Here is a 17,734-nt window from a genome sequence, read left to right as displayed (position 1 = left end):
GCGACCGGCTCAGACCGAGAAGTACTTCGCCTCGGGGTGGTGGAACACGAACGCGTCGGTCGACTGCTCGGGATGCAGCTGCAGCTCCTCGCTCAGCTCGACGCCCATGCGCTCCGGACGCAGCAGCTCGACGACCTTGCGGCGGTCCTCCATGTCGGGGCAGGCCGGGTAGCCGAGCGAGAACCGCGCGCCGCGGTATTCGAGCTTGAACAGTCCCGCGGTGTCGGCGGGGTCTTCCCCGGCGAAGCCGAGCTCGGCGCGGATGCGCGCGTGCCAGAACTCGGCGAGCCCCTCGGTGAGCTGCATGACGAGCCCGTTCAGCTCGTAGTAGTCGCGGTAGCGGTCCTCGGCGAACATCTTCGCGGTGACGGCGTCGATGGCCGCCCCCGCCGTGACCAGCTGCACGGGCAGCACATCGACCTGCCCCGACGCGCGGGAGCGCACGAAGTCGGCGAGGTTCAGGTGGCGGTCGCGCCGCTGCCGCGGGAAGTGGAAGCGCAGCCGGTCGCTGCCGAGGGCGCCGCCCGATCCGCCGTCCGGCGCCAGCAGTCCGGCCGGCCCGAGCAGACCGGTCGGGTCGTCGCCGTGGTGCAGCACGACGAGGTCATCGCCCTCGGAGACGACCGGGAAGTACCCGTAGGCCACCGACGCGTCGAGCATGCGCTCGGCGAGGATGCGGTCGAGCCAGTACCGCAGCCGCGGACGACCCTCCGTGTCGACCAGCTGCTCGTACGACAGCCCGTCCTCCCCGCGCCCGGGCTTGAGCCCCCACTGCCCCATGAACGTCGCGCGTTCGTCGAGGAAGGCCGCGTAGTCGGCGAGCGCGATGCCGCGGACGATGCGTGTCCCCCAGAACGGCGGCGCGGGCACGGGGTTGTCGGATGCCACGTCCGACCGGGCCGGCATGGCCTCGGGCTCGGTGAGGGTCAGGCGCGACCCCGCGGCGTGGATGCGCTTCTTCAGCGGCGGCAGGCCGACGGCATCCGGAGCCTCGCCGCGCGCGATCCGCACGAGCGGCTCCATGAGCGCGAGCCCCTCGAACGCGTCCTTGGCGTAGCGGACCTCGCCGTCGAAGAGCTCCGCGAGATCCTGTTCGACGTACGCGCGCGTCAGCGCCGCACCGCCGAGGATCACCGGCCACCGCGTGCCGAGCCCTCGCGCCGAGAGCTCCTGCAGGTTCTCCTTCATCACCACCGTCGACTTGACGAGCAGGCCGCTCATGCCGATGACGTCGGCGCCGTGCTCCTCGGCGGCGGCGATGATGTCGGCGATCGGCTGCTTGATGCCGAGGTTGATCACCGTGTAGCCGTTGTTGGTGAGGATGATGTCGACGAGGTTCTTGCCGATGTCGTGCACGTCGCCGCGCACCGTCGCGAGCACGATCGTGCCCTTGCCGGCCTCGTCGGTCTTCTCCATGTGCGGCTCGAGCAGCGCGACCGCGGTCTTCATGACCTCGGCGGACTGCAGCACGAACGGCAGCTGCATCTGTCCCGACCCGAACCGCTCGCCGACGACCTTCATGCCCTCCAGCAGGTGGTCGTTGATGATCTGCAGCGGGCTGAGCGGCGCGGCATCCGCATCGCCGGCGCGCGCCAGGTCGAGGTCGGCCTCGAGACCCTTCAGCTCGCCGTCGATGATCCGGCGCTCGAGGCGTTCGCCGACCGGCAGCGCCGCGAGCTCGGCGGCGCGCTGGTCGCGCAGCGCCGCCGTGTCGACCCCGGCGAACAGGTCGAGCATCGTCGCCAGCGGGTCGTAGGTGAGGGCGCCGTCGGCATCCCATTCGCGCCGGTCCCAGACGAGGTCGAGCGCGACCTTCCGCTGCTCCTCGGGGAGGGAGGCCAGCGGCACGATCTTCGCGGCGTCGATGATGCCGCTCGTCAGCCCCGCCTGCGTCGCCTCGTGCAGGAACACGGAGTTGAGCACCGACCGGGCGGCCGGGTTGAGCCCGAACGAGACGTTGGAGACGCCGAGCGTCGTGTTGATGCCCGGGTATTTCGCGACCAGCCCGCGGATCGCCTCGATGGTCTCGATCGCGTCGCGGCGGGTCTCCTCCTGGCCCGTCGCGATCGGGAAGGTGAGGCAGTCGACGATGATGTCCTCGACCCGCATGCCCCACGCCCCGACGAGCTCGTCGACGAGCCGCGACGCGATGCGCAGCTTGTCCTCGGCGGTGCGCGCCTGCCCCTGCTCGTCGATCGTGAGGGCGATGACGGCGGTGCCGTGCTCCTTGACGAGCGGCATGATGCGCCCGAAGCGGGATGCCGCGCCGTCGCCGTCCTCGTAGTTGACGGAGTTCACGACGGGACGGCCGCCGATCAGCTCCAGCCCCGCCTGGATGACGGCCGGCTCGGTCGAGTCGATCACGAGAGGAAGAGTGGATGCCGAGGCGAACCGCGACACCACCTCGCGGATGTCGTCGACGCCGTCGCGGCCGACGTAGTCGACGCACACGTCGAGCAGGTGCGCGCCGACGCGGATCTGCCCGCGGGCGATCTCGACGCAGTCGTCCCACCGGCCCTCCAGCATCGCCTCGCGGAACGCCTTCGACCCGTTCGCGTTGGTGCGCTCCCCGATCGCGAGGTAGCTGGCATCCTGCCGGAACGGCACGTGCTGATACAGCGACGCGACGCCGGGCTCGCGGTCGACCGCGAGGGGCGCCGCGCCGACAAGCGTGGTGCGCGAGCGCGAGGCCAGCGAGGTGTACTCCGTCGCCGCGTCCCCCGGCAGCCCGTCGACGATCCGACGGGAGGTCACCGGGAGGGACCCCACCCGCTCCACCACCGCGGCGAGGTGCTCGGGCGTCGTGCCGCAGCATCCGCCGATGAGGCCCAGGCCGAACTCGCGGACGAACTGCTCGTGCGCCGTGGCGAGTTCCGCGGGCGTCAGCGGGTAGTGCGCACCATCGGCGGTCAGCACCGGCAGCCCCGCGTTGGGCATGCACGCGATCGTCACGGAAGAGTGCTTCGACAGGTGGCGCAGGTGCTCGCTCATCTCGGCCGGACCGGTCGCGCAGTTCAGGCCGATGGCGTCGACGCCCAGCGGCTCCAGCGCCGTGAGCGCCGCCCCGATCTCCGAGCCCATCAGCATGGTGCCGGTCGTCTCGACGGTGACCTCGACGAAGATCGGCAGCCGGATGCCGCGGGCCACGATGGCCTGCTTGCAGCCGTTGATCGCGGCCTTGGTCTGCAGCAGGTCCTGGCTCGTCTCGACCAGGAACGCATCCGCTCCCCCGTCGATGAGCCCCTCGGCCTGGAGGGCGAACGTCTCCTTCAGATGCGCATAGGTGGTGTGGCCGAGGCTCGGCAGCTTCGTGCCGGGCCCCATCGAGCCGAGCACCCAGCGCATCCGCCCGTCGACCGCTTCCGCCGCCTCCGCACGCTCGCGGGCGATCCGCGCCCCGGCGGCCGCGAGCTCCGTGATGCGGTCGTCGATGCCGTAATCCGACAGGTTCGACCAGTTCGCCCCGAACGTGTTCGTCTCCACGGCGTCCACGCCGACCGCGAAGTAGGCGTCGTGGATGTCGGCGACCACGTCGGGTCGCGTCACGTTCAGGATCTCGTTGCAGCCCTCGAGGCCGGCGAAGTCGGTGTCGATCCGCAGGTCATGACGCTGCAGCATCGTGCCCATCGCCCCGTCGGCGATGACGACCCGCTCGGCGAGGGCGTCCAGCAGCGCCTGCGCCCGGGCGGGGCGCGGTACACCGTCGATGTCGAGCGCGAAGCGGGCGGCGGCGAGGGAGGCGGTCACCGCCCGATTCTACGGGCGTCGCCGCCGCAGACGGCGGGCCGCGACGCAGGGTCCCCGCGGCGGCGGCCTCCCGAGGCAGGATGGAGCCATGACCGTCCCCGCACTCGGCGAGCTGCTCGCCACGGCGCACGTGGTATCGCTGCCCCTCGTCACCCGCTTCCGCGGCGTCGACCACCGCGAGGCGGTGCTGATGGAGGGCCCCGAGGGCTGGACCGAGTTCTCCCCGTTTCTCGAGTACGACGACGCGGAGGCCGCCGTCTGGCTCGCCGCGGCGATCGATTTCGGATGGCGCCGCCAGCCCGATCCGCGGCGCGACACCGTCCGCGTCAACGCCACCGTCCCCGCCGTCCGGGCCGACGAGGTGGCCGGGGTGCTGGCCCGCTTCGACGGGTGCCGCACCGCGAAGGTGAAGGTCGCCGAGCGCGGCCAGACGCTCGCCGACGACGTCGCGCGGGTGCGTGCCGTGCGCGCCGCGATGGGCCCGGAGGGGCGGGTGCGCCTCGACGCCAACGGCGGGTGGAACGTCGACGAGGCCGAGCACGCCGTGCACGCGCTGGCCGAGTTCGACCTCGAATACCTGGAACAGCCCTGCACCGGGGTGGAGGAGCTCGCCCAGCTGCGTGCGCGTATCGCCGACTGGGACATCCCGATCGCCGCCGACGAGTCGGTGCGCAAGGCGTCCGACCCGCTGGCCGTCGCGCGCGCCGGCGCGGCCGACCTGCTCGTCGTGAAGGCGCAGCCCCTCGGCGGGGTCGCCGCGGCGCTGGCGATCGTCGCGGAGGCGGGCCTTCCGGCGGTCGTCTCGAGCGCTCTCGACACGAGCATCGGCCTGTCGATGGGCACGACCCTCGCCGCGGCCCTGCCCGATCTGCCCTACGACTGCGGCCTCGGCACGGCCTCGCTGCTCGCGGCGGATGTCACGGCGCGGCCCCTGCGTCCCTCCGGCGGGATGCTGCCCGTGGGGCGGGTCGTCCCGGATGCCGCCGCGCTCGCCCGGCATGCGGCGACGCCCGATCGGCGCGCGTGGTGGCTCGACCGCCTGGAGCGGTGCGCCGCGCTGCTGTGACCGCGGCGGATCGCATCGGCTGTGACCGCGGCGGTCAGCGGTCGGCGTAGCGGAAGGCCCGCTCCCCACCGGCGGCGACCAGCGCCGGGATCAGGGCGTCGAGGCGTCCGCGCAGCGCAGCGGTGACCCCGTCGTCCTCGATGCCCTGCAGCATCGCCGTCGTGCAGGTCTCGTTCGCGACGTCGAGGAGGATGCGCGCCGCCTCCGCCACCGACAGACGCAGGGTCAGCCCGTAGGTTGCGATGATGTGCTCGAGGAATCCTTCGATGCGGTCGAGCATGCGCCGCTGCAGGGTGAGGAAGGCCTCGGCGAGTCGCGGGTCGCGAAGCGCCTGCACGCGGATCTCCGTCATGAGCTGCGGATCCATGCCCTCGCCGAACGGCGCTCCCAGCTGGCCCACGAGTTCGGAGACGTCGACGGGACCGTCGGGCGAGAGGCGGTGGACCCGGCTGGCGACCGCGTCGAGCTTCGCGTCGGACAGGCGGGTCACGAGCGCGAGGAAGAGCTCGTCCTTCGACTCGAAGTTCGAGTAGAACGCCCCGCGGGTGAACCCCGCGCGCTCGCAGATCGCCTCGACCGACGCGGCATCCATGCCCACCTCGGCGAACACGTCGTGCGCCGCGTCGAGAAGACGCGCCCGGGTCTGCTCGCGGCGCTGGCTGGGCGGGCGACTGCCGTCGGCGCGTTCGGCGATGTCCGTCACGGTGCCCTCCCTTCGTCGGCGGGACGCGGCGCTCGGCGCCGGTCCTCAGTTTCACATCGAGTGCTCAGGATTGCGAGAACCCCGGCTCTTAGGATACATCTGTGTATCGGATACAGCGGTGTATCGAGTCCCTGTCCGCCCCCACCCCGATCGTCTGAACCGGAGCACCTGTGTCCACTCTGCTTTACTCGCTGGGCCGCTGGTCCTACCGCCACTCGTGGCGGGTCCTCGTGTCGTGGCTCCTGCTGCTGGGCGTGGTGGGCGGCGCGGTCGGCGTCGGCGTCGCGACCGGCGCCGTGAAGGGCTTCGACAACTCCTTCTCGATCCCCGGCACCGAGGGCCAGGAGGGCCTCGAGCTGCTCAACCGCACATTCCCCCAGGCGAGCGGGACGAGCGCGCAGTACATCGTCGTCGCTGCGGCGGGCGACCGCGTCGACGAGAAGCCGTACTCCGACGAGATCGCCTCGGCGGTCTCCGAGCTGGGCTCTCTCGACGGTGTGCTCGCCGTGACCGACCCGTTCAGCGAGAACGTCGACGGCATGGTCAGCGGCGACGGTCAGGCCGCCCTCATCCGCCTGCAGTTCCAGGGCACCGCGACCGACGTGCCGGCCGCGACGAAGACCACGCTCGAAGACCTGTCCACCTCGCTCGACGCCGCCCTGCCGGCCGGTTCGACCGTGGTGGTCGGCGGCGACCTGTTCTCCACTTCGCTGCCTGCCCTGTCGATCATCGAGGCCATCGGCGTGCTCATCGCCCTGTTCGTGCTGATCGTCACCTTCCGCTCGCTCGCCGTCGCCTGGTTCCCGCTGGTGAGCGCCCTCATCGGCGTCGGCCTGTCGGTCGTGCTGATCTTCGCCTCCACGGCGTTCGCGACCGTGTCCTCGACGACGCCGATGCTCGCCATCATGCTGGGGCTCGCGGTCGGCATCGACTACGCGCTGTTCATCGTGGCGCGACATCAGGATCAGGTGCGCGCCGGTGTCGACCCCGAGGAGTCCGCGGCCCGTGCGACGGGGACGGCCGGCTCGGCGGTCATGTTCGCGGGCATCACGGTGCTCATCGCGCTGGTCGGCCTCGGCTTCGCCGGCATCCCCTTCCTCACGACGATGGGCCTGGCCGCCGCGGGCGCCGTGGCGGTGGCCGTCGTCGTCGCGATCACCCTCACCCCGGCGCTGCTGGGCTTCGCGAAGGGCCGCGTCGTGGGCTGGAGCCGCGTCCTGGGTCGCGGCATCCGCGTCGGTCGCCGGCGCCGCCCGGCGCGCGCGCAGGCGGATGCCGCCGGTGCGGCGCCCGTCACGAAGACGAACCCGTGGGTCGCCCTCGTGACGCGCCATCCCGTCGTCAGCACGCTCGCGGTGATCCTGACGCTCGGCGTCATCGCGATCCCGGCCTCCAGCCTGCAGCTCGCGCTGCCCAACGCCGGCATGCAGCCGACATCCAGCGAGGCCCGCCAGGCGTACGACCTGACGGCGGAGCACTTCGGCCCCGGCGCGAACGGACCGCTGATCCTCACCGGCACCATCGTCACCTCGACCGACCCGCTCACGCTCATGGCCGACCTCAAAGCGGATGTCGAGAAGATCCCCGGCGTCGAGCGCGTGGCCCTGTCGACCCCCAATGAGACGGCGGACACGGGGCTGGTGCAGATCGTCCCGACCACCGCCCCCGACGCGCCGCAGACCGCCGAGCTCGTCCGCGAGCTGCGCGCCCACCACGACGAGTGGCTCCAGAAGTACGGCATCGATCTGAAGGTGACCGGTTTCACGGCGATCGCGATCGACATCTCCGACCGCCTCGGCGCCGCACTGCTGCCGTTCGGCCTGTTCGTCGTGGGCCTGTCGTTCGTGCTCCTGATGATCGTGTTCCGCTCGATCTGGGTGCCGCTGAAGGCGACGCTGGGCTACCTGCTGTCGATCCTCGCGGCGTTCGGCGCCGTCGCGGCGGTGTTCGAGTGGGGCTGGCTCGCCGACGCCCTGCACGTGACGCGCACCGGGCCGGTGATCAGCTTCATGCCGATCATCCTCATGGGTGTGCTGTTCGGCCTCGCGATGGACTACGAGGTCTTCCTCGTCTCGCGCATGCGCGAGGACTTCGTCCACGCGCGCCGCGACCGCGGCGGGCGCGCCGACCGGGCGATGGCGGTCGACGCCGTGCGCAGCGGCTTCACGGCCTCGGCGCGCGTCGTCACCGCGGCGGCCGTCATCATGTTCGCGGTCTTCGCGGCGTTCATCCCCGAGGGCGACACCTCGATCAAACCGATCGCGTTGGGACTGGCCGTCGGCATCGCCGTCGACGCCTTCCTCGTGCGGATGACGCTCGGCCCGGCCATCATGACGCTCCTCGGCGACAAGGCCTGGTGGATGCCGCGATGGCTCGACCGTGTGCTCCCGCACTTCGACATCGAGGGCGCGGCCGTCGAGCGCGAGCTCGCGCTCACCGCATGGCCGGAGCCCGGCTACGACGGCGCGCTGGCCGCCGACGACCTGACCGTCCGCGTCGACGGCGGGGCCGGTGTCGGCGAGGTCATGCTCTTCCGCGCGTCGACGATCCGTCTCGAGCAGGGCGGCACCCTGCTGGCGACGGCGGCCGACCCGCGCGCCGGACGCGCCTTCGTCCTCGCCGTCGCCGGCCGCGTCGACCCGAGCGAGGGGCGCCTGCGCGTCGCCGGGCACCTCCTGCCCGGCCGCGGGGCGTGGGTGCGCGCCCACGTGGGCGTCGCCCTCCTCGACGGCGCCGCCGCTCCGCTCACGGAGCTGCGGCGAGCGCTCGCGGGCGGGACGACCATCGTCGCCATCGACGGCCTGGACACGCTCACTGGCGCCGACCGCGATCAGGCCGCCGCCCTGCTGCGCGACGCCCAGGAGCGCGCCGCCGCGCGCATCTCCCGCGGCGGCGCACACGCCCGCCCGCTCACCCTCATCGCGTCGGCACGTCGCGAGGGCCCCGCCCTCGACGTGCTCGCCGACGCTCATCGCCGGAGCGTGACCGCCCTGTCCCTCACCACCGGTACCGCCGACTCTCCCACGCAGGTGATCTCCGCATGACTCTCCCCCTCGAACGCGCTCGTTCCCGCCGCCCCGTGACCTGGCTCACGGTGCTCGGCGTCCTCCTGCTGCCCGTGCTGATCGGCGGCATCCTCCTCACGGCGCTCTACGACCCGACCGAGCGCCTCGGCAACGTCCGCGCGGCGATCGTGAACAACGACGAGCCCGTCACGATCAACGGCCAGACCGCACCGCTCGGGCGGCAGCTGACCGCCGGCCTCGTGGAAGGCTCGTCGGACGTGCCGAGCAACCTCGACTGGGTGATCTCGAACACCGACGACGCCGCCTCCGGTCTCGCCGACGGCACCTACGACGCCGTGATCACGATCCCGCAGAACTTCTCGGCGGCCGCGACCTCGACCGCGCCCGGCAAGACGCCGGAGAAGGCGACCATCCAGGTGCAGACCGCCCCCGACGGCCGCGTCGTCGACGGCGCCATCACGGCGACGATCACCCAGACCGCGGCATCCGTGTTCGGCAGCGCCGTCTCGCAGCAGTACCTCACCAACGTGCTCATGGGCTTCACGACGCTTCACGACCAGCTCGGTGAGGCCGCCGACGGCGCCGACCAGCTCGCCAGCGGCGCCCAGCAGGCGGCGACGGGCGCCGCGCAGCTCCCGGACGGGGCGACGGCACTCGCCTCCGGAGCGGGCCAGCTCGGCTCGGGCGCGAGCGACCTGTCGAGCGGGCTGGCGACGCTCGCGACCGGTGCGCGCGACTCGTCCGCGGGAGCGGGACAGCTCGCCGGCGGGCTGAACCAGCTGTCGGCGCAGGTCACCTCGACGCAGCCGAACACGCTCGGCGGCACGGTGTCGACGACGGCGCAGTACGCGTCGGCGGCGGCGGCCTCGACGCAGAGCCTGGCGACGCAGTACCAGAAGCTCCTCGTGTCCAATGCCTGCGACCCGACGTCGCCGGTCCAGACACCGACCTGCGCGGCGCTTCTCACATTGGCGGCGGATGTCCAAAGCTCCGCCACCAACGCCGGGTACGCCGCGGGATACGCGAACGGCCTGAAGGACCAGGCGCTGCCCGAGACGGCCGCGGGAATCGCCCAGCTGACCGGTGGAGCCCAGGGGCTGCAGTCCGGTCTCGGCCAGCTCGCCGACGGCATCGACCAGGCGGCCACCGGCGCGACCGGGCTGTCGACGGGTGCCTCCCAGCTGGCGGACGGGGCCACGCAGCTCGCCGACGGCGCGACCCAGCTCAGCACCGGCGTGACCCAGCTCGCCTCGGGCTCCAGCTCGCTGGCGCAGGGCCTGGACTCGGCCGTCTCGCAGATCCCGACGTACTCGCAGCAGCAGGCCGACGCCACCGCCGAGGTGGTGGCGAACCCCGTGAGCGCCGACGGCATCGGCACGAACCTCTTCGGCGCGTCGGCGATCCCGCTGCTGGCGATGCTCGCGCTCTGGTTCGGCGGTCTGGGCTCGTTCATCGCGCTCCAGGCGGTGCCGCGCCACGCCCTCAGCTCGCGCCGCCCGTCGGTGCTGCTGGCGTTGCGCAGCCTCGCTCCGGCCGCCGCCATCGGCGCGGCACAGGGCCTGCTGGTCGCCGGTGTCGCCCAGATCGCGGCGAACTACGACGCGGGCACCTGGTTCGCCTTCGCGGGCCTCGCCGTCGTCGCCGGCATCTCGTTCGCCGCCGTCAACCAGGCGCTGGTCGCGGTGTTCGGAGGCGCCGGCCGGTGGATCTCGACGCTCGTGGGCGTGCTCGCGGTGGCGACCGGGATCGTGTCGACGATCCCGGGCATCCTCGCCTCGATCGCCGGCGCCATGCCCACCTCGCCCGCCTACACCGCGCTGCTCGCGGCGACCACGTCGGCCGGCGGAGCGGCGGCCGGGCTGACGGCCATGATCGCGTGGGCGGTGCTGGCGTTCATCGCGAGCACCATCGCCGTGACGCGGCGCCGCACGGCGAGCGCCCGCGCGCTGCTCGCGGCATCCCCCGCCCTGGCCTGACCGCCGCGGACGGCCCGCGCGGCGGCGGCATGCCGCCGACCGCGGGTCAGTTCAGGCCGCTGTAGACGTGCAGGCCCTTGAAGAACATGTTGACGATCGTGAAGTTGAACATGACCGCCGCGAAGCCGATGATCGACAGCCAGGCCGAGCGCGTGCCCCGCCACCCGCGGGTCGCGCGCGCGTGGATGTAGCCCGCGTAGAGCACCCAGATGACGAACGTCCAGACTTCCTTCGTGTCGAAGCCCCAGTAGCGGCCCCACGCGTCGTTGGCCCAGATGGAGCCGGCGATGAGGGTGAAGGTCCAGAAGATGAAGCCGATGATCGTGAAGCGGTACGCGAGCGATTCGAGCACGTCGGCCGACGGCAGCGTCCGCAGGAAGCGCGGACCGCGGCGGCGCGCCTTGCTCTCCTCTCCCGCGGCGGCGATGGCGGCGATGGCGAGGCGCTCGCGGCGGGCCTGCATGAGCTGCAGCACCGAGAGGGCGAACGCGAGGGCGAACAGGGCCGTCGACAGCGACGCGACGAAGACGTGGATGACGAGCCACACGCTCTTCAGCGGATCGGACAGCGGCACGACCGCGGTGTAGAACCAGAGGACCGTGCCGCCCAGCAGCACGACGACGAGGCCGGTGATGAAGGTGCCGAGGAAGCGCAGGTCGTACTTGAACAGCACGACCAGGTAGACGGCCATGATCAGCATCGTCCCGGTGAGCGCGAACTCGTACATGTTCGACCAGGGCACCCGGCTGGCGGCGATGCCCCGCAGCACGTCGCCGGCGACGTGGAACAGGAAGCCGAGCACCGTCAGCGACGTGCCGATGCGCGCCCACAGGTAGCGCGTGCGGCGGGCGAGCGGCGCCTCCAGCTCCGCCTTGGCCGCCTGCTGCTGCGCCCGCATCTCGTCGAGCGGGCTCGCGGGCGACGTGGCTGCCGTGGCCGACACCCCCGCGGCGGCACCGACGAGCACCCGCTCCCGGGCGGCATCCTTCTGCTGGATGGCGAGGTCGGACCGGCGCCCGAGGTCGATCGCGTAGGCGATGAACGCGAGCGCGTAGATCGCGACCGCGGTCCACACCAGGAGCCGGGAGATTTCGTCGAGGGAGAGGCCGTCGGGCATGACGATCAGTCTACGTCGGCGGTCTGCGCAGCGGTCCGGTCGGATGCCGCGGCGCCGGCGGTTCCCGCGGCATCCATGGCGGCACCGTGCTCGCGCACGAGGTCGGCGACGGCCGCCGCGATCGCGGGGTCCTCGCCGCGCGCGAGGCCGGCGTACTCCAGGTGCACGACGTCGCCGTCGGCGGTCGCCTTCACCCACATGCGCCGACGCGGGACGAACAGCGCGGCGAGCAGCCCGGCGAGGGCGACGATCGCGAAGCCCAGCACCCACGGCGCACCGACGTCGCGGTGGATGGAGAGGGAGACGTAGCGCTTCACCTGCTCGGCGGCCCCGCTGGCCTTGGCGTCCTCGAACGTGATCGTGCCCAGATCGTCGGGCAGGTCCACCGTCTGCCCCGGCGCGAGCTCGAGGGAGGGGACGTCGATGCTGCGGCCCGTGAGCTGCGTCATGCCGCTGACGTCCAGTGCGTAGACGTTGCGCGGGGTGCCGTCGTCGATGCCGAGGTCGCCCGTGTAGACGTCGAGGGTCAGCACGGGGTTCGCCAGGGCCGGGTAGGCCGAGGTGAGCGCCCCCGTGTGCAGCTTGGCCGCGGTGGGATAGAAGAAGCCGACCAGGCCCACCTGCTGCGCGAGCCCGTCGGGCACCTTCACGACACCCAGCGAGGTCATGGTGGCGCCCTGCGGCAGGAACTCGACGTCTTCGCGCAGCACGACATCGCCCGCGGGGTTTCGCACCGTGATGGTCGGCGCGTAGCCGTTGCCCATGAGGTACACGCGGTCGCCCGCCATGTCGACCGGATGGTTGACGCGCACGGTCTGCTGCTGCGCATCGTGCCCCGGCTCGCGCGTGGTCAGGTTCGCCGCGAAGTCGCCCGCCTGCCCCTGCCCGGCCTCGCCGACCGGGACGTACGTGACATCGAAGCTGTCGAGGGTCAGCGAGTAGGGCGGGAGCGCGTTCGTGTCGACGAAGCGTCCGGGGTTGAAGGAGGTGTAGCCCAGGCCCAGGGAGTTGACGAAGCTGTCGCCCTCGACGATCACGGTCTGGCCCGTGTAGGTGAGACCGCCGCCGACGCCCACGGAGATCAGCACGCCGACGAGCGCGGCGTGGAAGACGAGGTTGCCGGTCTCGCGGGCGTAGCCGCGCTCCGCCGAGACGGATGCCGTGGCGGGACGCTTGCCCGTCGCGGGCGTGTCGTACCGCTCGACGCGGTACCCCGCTTTGCGCAGCTGCGCCTGCGCGAGCTCGACGGCGGCCTCGGCGTAGGCCGCGGCGTCCGCGCCCGCGGGCACGACACGGTCGATCTCCGCGTGGTCGTCGAGGCGCGAGAGCCGCACCGGCGTGCGGGGCGGACGCGCGCGCAGCGCGTTGAAGTGGTGCTTGGTGCGCGGGATGACGCACCCGATCAGCGAGATGAACAGCAGGATGTAGATCGCCGAGAACCACACCGACGAGTAGACGTCGAACAGCTGCAGCGTGTCGAGGACGGGGAACAGGTCGGGGTTGTCCGTCTTGTACTGCAGCACGCCGTTGGGGTCGGCGGAGCGCTGCGGCACGATCGAGCCGGGGATCGCCGCGATCGCGAGCAGCAGCAGCAGCACGAGCGCGGTGCGCATGCTGGTGAGCTGACGCCACCCCCAGCGCAGCCAGCCGACCACGCCCAGCCGCGGCTGGGCGATCCCGGTGGCGGGCGCCTCGGCATCCGCGTGGTCGTCCGGACGCAGCGGATCGCTGCCCGCGCGCTCAGAGCGGGAGTTCGACACCGCCGATCACCCCCGTCAGCTGCGACATCGCCGCGGTCCAGAGCCCGGTCACCATCAGCAGACCGAGCACGATCAGAAGCAGGCCGCCGATGACGTTGACCGTGCGGATGTGGCGGCGCAGGAACGCGACCGACCGCGTGGCCCAGCCGAACCCGACGGCCAGCAGCAGGAACGGGATGCCGAGGCCCAGCGAGTACGCGACGGCCAGCAGCACGGCCCGGAGCGGATCGGCCTGCGTCAGCGAGATCGAGAGGATCGCGGCGTAGGTGGGGCCGATGCACGGCGCCCAGCCGATGCCCATCGCGACCCCCAGCAGCGGCGCACCGGCGAGGCCGAGGCCGCTGCGCACCTGCGGCTTGAGCGTCCGCTGGGCGAAGCCGAACAGCCCGAGGAACACGAGCCCCATGACGATGACGACCACGCCGAGGATGCGCGTCAGCAGCTCTCCGTACTGGATGAAGAAGCGGCCGGCGGTGCCCGCCAGCACACCCATCGCGACGAAGACGACGGTGAAGCCCGCGATGAACAGGAGCACGCCGATCAGCAGCCGTCCGCGGCCGGCGCGCACCGTGCGCCCGCGCGCCGCGGCGGCGCCGGATGCCCCGCCGAGGAAGCCGAGGTAGCCGGGGACGAGCGGCAGCACGCAGGGCGAGAGGAAGGAGACGAGACCGGCGAGCATGGCGATCGGGATCGCGAGCCACAGCGCCCCGCTGAAGACGACCTCGGTCACGAGGTCTCCGACAGCGCGTCGTTGACGATCGTCTTGAGGATCGACTCGCTCTCGACGCGACCGACGAAGCGCGCCGCGACGCGGCCCTGCTTGTCGAGCACCAGCGTGATGGGCACCGACTGCAGCGGCGTCCACGAGGCGAAGGCGAGCTTGAGGTCGGCGTCGTCCTTCGCGAGCAGCGACGGGTAGCTGATGCCGTACGTCTGCTCGAACGCGGTCGCCGCCTCCGGCCCGTCGTAGATGTTGACGCCCAGGAAGGCCGCGCCGGCAGGCTCGACCGACTGGAAGGTGTTCTCGAGGGTGGGCGCCTCGGCCCGGCACGGACCGCAGCCGGCGTACCAGAAGTTCAGCACGAGGACCCTGCCCGCGTAGTCGGCGCTGGTGACGGTGGAGCCGTCGACGGCCGTCCCGGTGAATGCGACGGCGGACGTGCGGTCCTCCGGCGCGATCTCCTGCACGCTGCCGTCGCCGGAGATGTACCCCTTGCCGTCGCCCTGCTTGTACTGGTTGGCCAGGTCGTCGTTCGCTCCGCTGCACCCCGCCAGACCGACGGCGAGCGCCAGGGCGACCAGGGATGCCGCGAGCTTCGCGGTCGTCGAGCGCCTCATACCGCCCCCACGTCCACGGCGCGCGATGTCGACGCCGGCTCGGCGTAGGCCACCTCGCGCCAGCCGGCGCCGTCGCGCTCGAAGCTCGTCACGCTGGACAGCGCACAGCGGCGCTTGCGCGGATCGTGACGGAGCGGCTCGCCGGCCACGGCGAGGTGCGTCACCCAGATCGGCAGCTGGTGCGACACGATGACGACATCGCCGCCGTCGGCGTCGTTCCACGCCTCCGTCATCGCGGCATCCATGCGGGCGACGACCTCGGCGTAGGGCTCACCCCAGCTGGGCACGGCGGGGCGGGCGAGGTGACGCCAGTTGAGCGGGTTCAGCACGGCGCGCTTCATGCGCTTGCCCTCGAAGACGTTGGTCGGCTCGATGACGCGCTCGTCGATGATCGGATCGAGGTCGAACAGCTCCGCGATCGGCTCGGCGGACTCGCGCGTGCGCTGCAGCGGCGAGGCGTACAGCGCCGTGACGGGACGACCGAGAGCGGACAGGTGCGCGGCGGCGCTGCGCGCCATCTCGCGCCCGTCGGCGCTCAACCGGAAGTTCGGGAGGCGACCATACAGCACGCGGCCCGGGTTGTGGACCTCGCCATGGCGCACGAGGTGGAGGCGATCGGCGGGCACACCTTCAGTCTACGCGGGCCTCATCTGTGGCCGGGCTGGGAACGGAGCCCGCGGCGGCGCTCAGGCGGGATCGCGATCCGCGGTCCGTCCGCGCAGCTGGCGCACGCGGTTCACCGTGAACCAGACGAGGGCCGCGGCGGCGACGCCGATGACGGCGTACTGCAGCACCCCGGCGTACTCCTCGACGACGTGCCACTGGTCGCCCAGGAAATAGCCGGACAGCACGAACACGGCGTTCCAGAGGAACGATCCGGCGAGGGTCAGCAGTCCGAAGCGCCACAGCGGCATCCGTGTCACGCCCGCGGGGATCGAGATGAGGCTCCGGAAGATCGGGAGCATGCGCCCGAAGAACACCGCCTTGCCGCCGTGGCGCTCGAACCACGCGACCGTGCGGTCGACGTCGTCGACCTTCAGCAGCGGCATCCGTCGCACGAGCGCACGCAGCCGGGCGATACCGAGCCACGCGCCGAGGCCATAGAGCGCGAAGGCGCCCGCGACCGAGCCGGCGGTCGTCCACAGCAGCGCCTCGACGAGCGTGAACGATCCGCGTGCCGCGGCCAGTCCCGCCATCGGGAGGATGACCTCGCTCGGCAGCGGCGGGAAGAGGTTCTCGAGCGCGATCGCGATGCCCGCGCCGGGAGCCCCGATGAGGTTCATGAGGCCGACGACCGCATCGACGAGCGCGGTGAGCCACGAGCCGTCGGATGCCATCGCCATGGCGTCGACGGTACCCACCGCAGGTGACCGGAACCTGGGCGGATGCCGGGTGCGGGGCGTTTCGACTCGGCGCTGCGCGCCTCGCTCAACGACCGGGCCCGCCCTCACCCCCGGTCGTTGAGCGAGCGCAGCGAGTCGAAACGCCGCACACCCCCGGTCGTTGAGCGAGCGCAGCGAGTCGAAACGCCGCACACCCCCGGTCGTCGAGCGAGCGCAGCGAGTCGAAACGCCGCACACCCCCGGTCGTTGAGCGAGCGCAGCGAGTCGAAACGCCGCTCCACGTAGACTGATCCCTCGTGAGTGAACGCACCCTCGTCAGCCAGCTGCAGTCCCGCGAAGACGGCACCGTCTCGGTGTCCGGATGGGTGGAGACCGTCCGCGACCAGAAGAAGGTGCAGTTCGTCATCCTCCGCGACGAGACCGGTGCCGTCCAGCTCGTGAACCCCGCGACGCGTCCCGACCCGGCTCTCCTCGAATCGACGGGCGCCGAGCAGGATGCCGCGGCCCTCGCGCTCACCGCGCTGATCTCGGAGCTGTCGACGGGCACCTTCCTGACGGTCACCGGTCAGCTCAAGCACGACGAGCGGGTCAAGCTCGGCGGCGTCGAGATCAAGATCGCCACCCTGGAGATCGCCGCCGCGGCCCTGCCCGAGACGCCGATCGCCGCCGACAGCGGCCTCGACAAGCGCATGGACTGGCGCTTCATCGACCTGCGCCAGCGCCGCAACAACCTGGTCTTCCGCATCCAGACGACGCTCGAGCACGCGATGCGCACCTACTGGATCGAGCGCGACTACGTCGAGATCCACTCCCCCAAGCTCATGTCCACGCCCGCCGAGGGCAACGCCGAGCTGTTCGCCCTGGAGTACTTCGGCGACCAGACGGCCTACCTCGCGCAGAGCCCGCAGCACTTCAAGCAGATGGCGCAGGCCGCCGGCTTCGGCAAAGTGTTCGAGATCGGCGACGTGTTCCGCGCCGACCCGAGCTTCACGAGCCGCCACGCGACCGAGTTCACCTCGATCGACGCCGAGATCAGCTGGATCGACTCCTACGAGGACGTCGCCGCGATGCAGGAGGAGCTGCTGGCCGCCGCGTTCCAGGCCGTCAAGGACAAGCACGGCGACGAGATCAAGGAGCTGTTCGACATCGACGTCGTCGTGCCGACGCTCCCCTTCCCGCGCATCCCGCTGGCCGAGGCCCGCGAGATCGTGGCGGCGCGCGGCTACGACATCCCCCGCACCGACGGCGACCTCGACCCCGAGGGCGAGCGTCAGATCTCGGCGCACGTGCGGGAGACCTTCGGGCACCAGTTCGTGTTCATCACCGACTACCACCCCGAGATCCGCCCGTTCTACCACATGCGCAACCCCGAGACCGGGCTGACGAACAGCTACGACCTGCTGTTCCAGGGCACCGAGATCACCACCGGCGCGCAGCGCGAGCACCGCATCGACGTGCTGGAGGCGCAGGCGCTCGAGAAGGGCCTGTCGCTGGAGGGCCTCGAGCACTACCTCGACTTCTTCCGCTACGGCATCCCGCCCCACGGCGGCTTCGGCATGGGCCTCGCGCGCGTGCTGATGCTCATGCTCGGACAGGACTCCATCCGCGAGGTCACCTTCCTCTTCCGCGGCCCCACGCGCCTGGCGCCCTGAACCGGC

Annotated in this window: 12 protein-coding genes; 4 read left to right on the top strand and 8 right to left on the bottom strand. The window is 71.8% G+C overall.

All coding sequences use genetic code 11. The features are described from left to right. Nucleotides 1-9: 9 nt before the first annotated feature. Nucleotides 10-3,747, bottom strand: coding sequence for a homocysteine S-methyltransferase family protein (locus L0965_RS03205; protein WP_101305631.1), 3,738 nt, complete (start codon nt 3,745-3,747; stop codon nt 10-12). A gap of 88 nt (nt 3,748-3,835) precedes the next feature. Here L0965_RS03205 and L0965_RS03200 point away from each other — a divergent pair, with 88 nt between their 5' ends. Further along, entirely contained in the window at nt 3,836-4,813 is a 978-nt protein-coding gene (locus tag L0965_RS03200; protein ID WP_101305630.1) for an o-succinylbenzoate synthase, read from the top strand. Between the two features lie 34 nt (nt 4,814-4,847). Here L0965_RS03200 and L0965_RS03195 read toward each other — a convergent pair whose 3' ends face one another. After that, nucleotides 4,848-5,516, bottom strand: coding sequence for a TetR/AcrR family transcriptional regulator (locus tag L0965_RS03195; protein WP_060958878.1), 669 nt, complete (start codon nt 5,514-5,516; stop codon nt 4,848-4,850). 170 nt (nt 5,517-5,686) lie between these two features. On the opposite strand from L0965_RS03195, the gene L0965_RS03190 reads away from it, so the two are divergent. Then, nucleotides 5,687-8,560 (top strand): MMPL family transporter, encoded by a 2,874-nt coding sequence (locus tag L0965_RS03190; RefSeq protein ID WP_101305629.1) that lies wholly within the window; start codon nt 5,687-5,689, stop codon nt 8,558-8,560. After that, nucleotides 8,557-10,518 (top strand): YhgE/Pip family protein, encoded by a 1,962-nt coding sequence (locus L0965_RS03185; protein ID WP_101305628.1) that lies wholly within the window; start codon nt 8,557-8,559, stop codon nt 10,516-10,518. Before L0965_RS03190 ends, L0965_RS03185 begins: the two co-directional genes overlap by 4 nt. 46 nt (nt 10,519-10,564) lie before the next feature. On the opposite strand, the gene ccsB is transcribed toward L0965_RS03185, so the two are convergent. The 6 genes from ccsB to L0965_RS03155 are packed head-to-tail and all read right to left on the bottom strand — an operon-like array spanning nt 10,565 to nt 16,076. After that, nucleotides 10,565-11,635: a c-type cytochrome biogenesis protein CcsB gene (ccsB, locus tag L0965_RS03180; RefSeq protein WP_101305627.1), complete on the bottom strand. Its 1,071-nt coding sequence runs from the start codon at nt 11,633-11,635 to the stop codon at nt 10,565-10,567. 5 nt (nt 11,636-11,640) lie between these two features. Continuing rightward, nucleotides 11,641-13,395: a cytochrome c biogenesis protein ResB gene (locus L0965_RS03175; RefSeq protein WP_101305626.1), complete on the bottom strand. Its 1,755-nt coding sequence runs from the start codon at nt 13,393-13,395 to the stop codon at nt 11,641-11,643. Then, a complete protein-coding gene (locus L0965_RS03170; protein ID WP_082808075.1) occupies nt 13,376-14,125 on the bottom strand; it encodes a cytochrome c biogenesis CcdA family protein in 750 nt (249 codons plus the stop codon). The genes L0965_RS03175 and L0965_RS03170 overlap by 20 nt, the downstream gene beginning before the upstream one ends. Then, entirely contained in the window at nt 14,122-14,733 is a 612-nt protein-coding gene (locus L0965_RS03165) for a TlpA disulfide reductase family protein (protein WP_060961074.1), read from the bottom strand. The genes L0965_RS03170 and L0965_RS03165 overlap by 4 nt, the downstream gene beginning before the upstream one ends. Next, nucleotides 14,730-15,359 (bottom strand): histidine phosphatase family protein, encoded by a 630-nt coding sequence (locus L0965_RS03160; RefSeq protein WP_101305625.1) that lies wholly within the window; start codon nt 15,357-15,359, stop codon nt 14,730-14,732. The genes L0965_RS03165 and L0965_RS03160 overlap by 4 nt, the downstream gene beginning before the upstream one ends. Nucleotides 15,360-15,419: 60 nt before the next feature. Beyond that, nucleotides 15,420-16,076 (bottom strand): DedA family protein, encoded by a 657-nt coding sequence (locus tag L0965_RS03155; RefSeq protein WP_101305624.1) that lies wholly within the window; start codon nt 16,074-16,076, stop codon nt 15,420-15,422. A gap of 296 nt (nt 16,077-16,372) precedes the next feature. Here L0965_RS03155 and aspS point away from each other — a divergent pair, with 296 nt between their 5' ends. Then, nucleotides 16,373-17,728, top strand: a complete 1,356-nt coding sequence (gene aspS, locus L0965_RS03150; protein ID WP_060961071.1) for an aspartate--tRNA(Asn) ligase — start codon at nt 16,373-16,375, stop codon at nt 17,726-17,728. The last annotated feature ends 6 nt before the right edge of the window (nt 17,729-17,734 follow it).

The sequence above is a fragment of the Microbacterium sp. NFH-22A-Y genome, assembly GCF_021401375.1.
Classification (GTDB): domain Bacteria; phylum Actinomycetota; class Actinomycetes; order Actinomycetales; family Microbacteriaceae; genus Microbacterium; species Microbacterium hominis.
This window is presented reverse-complemented; position numbering and strand designations above follow the sequence as displayed.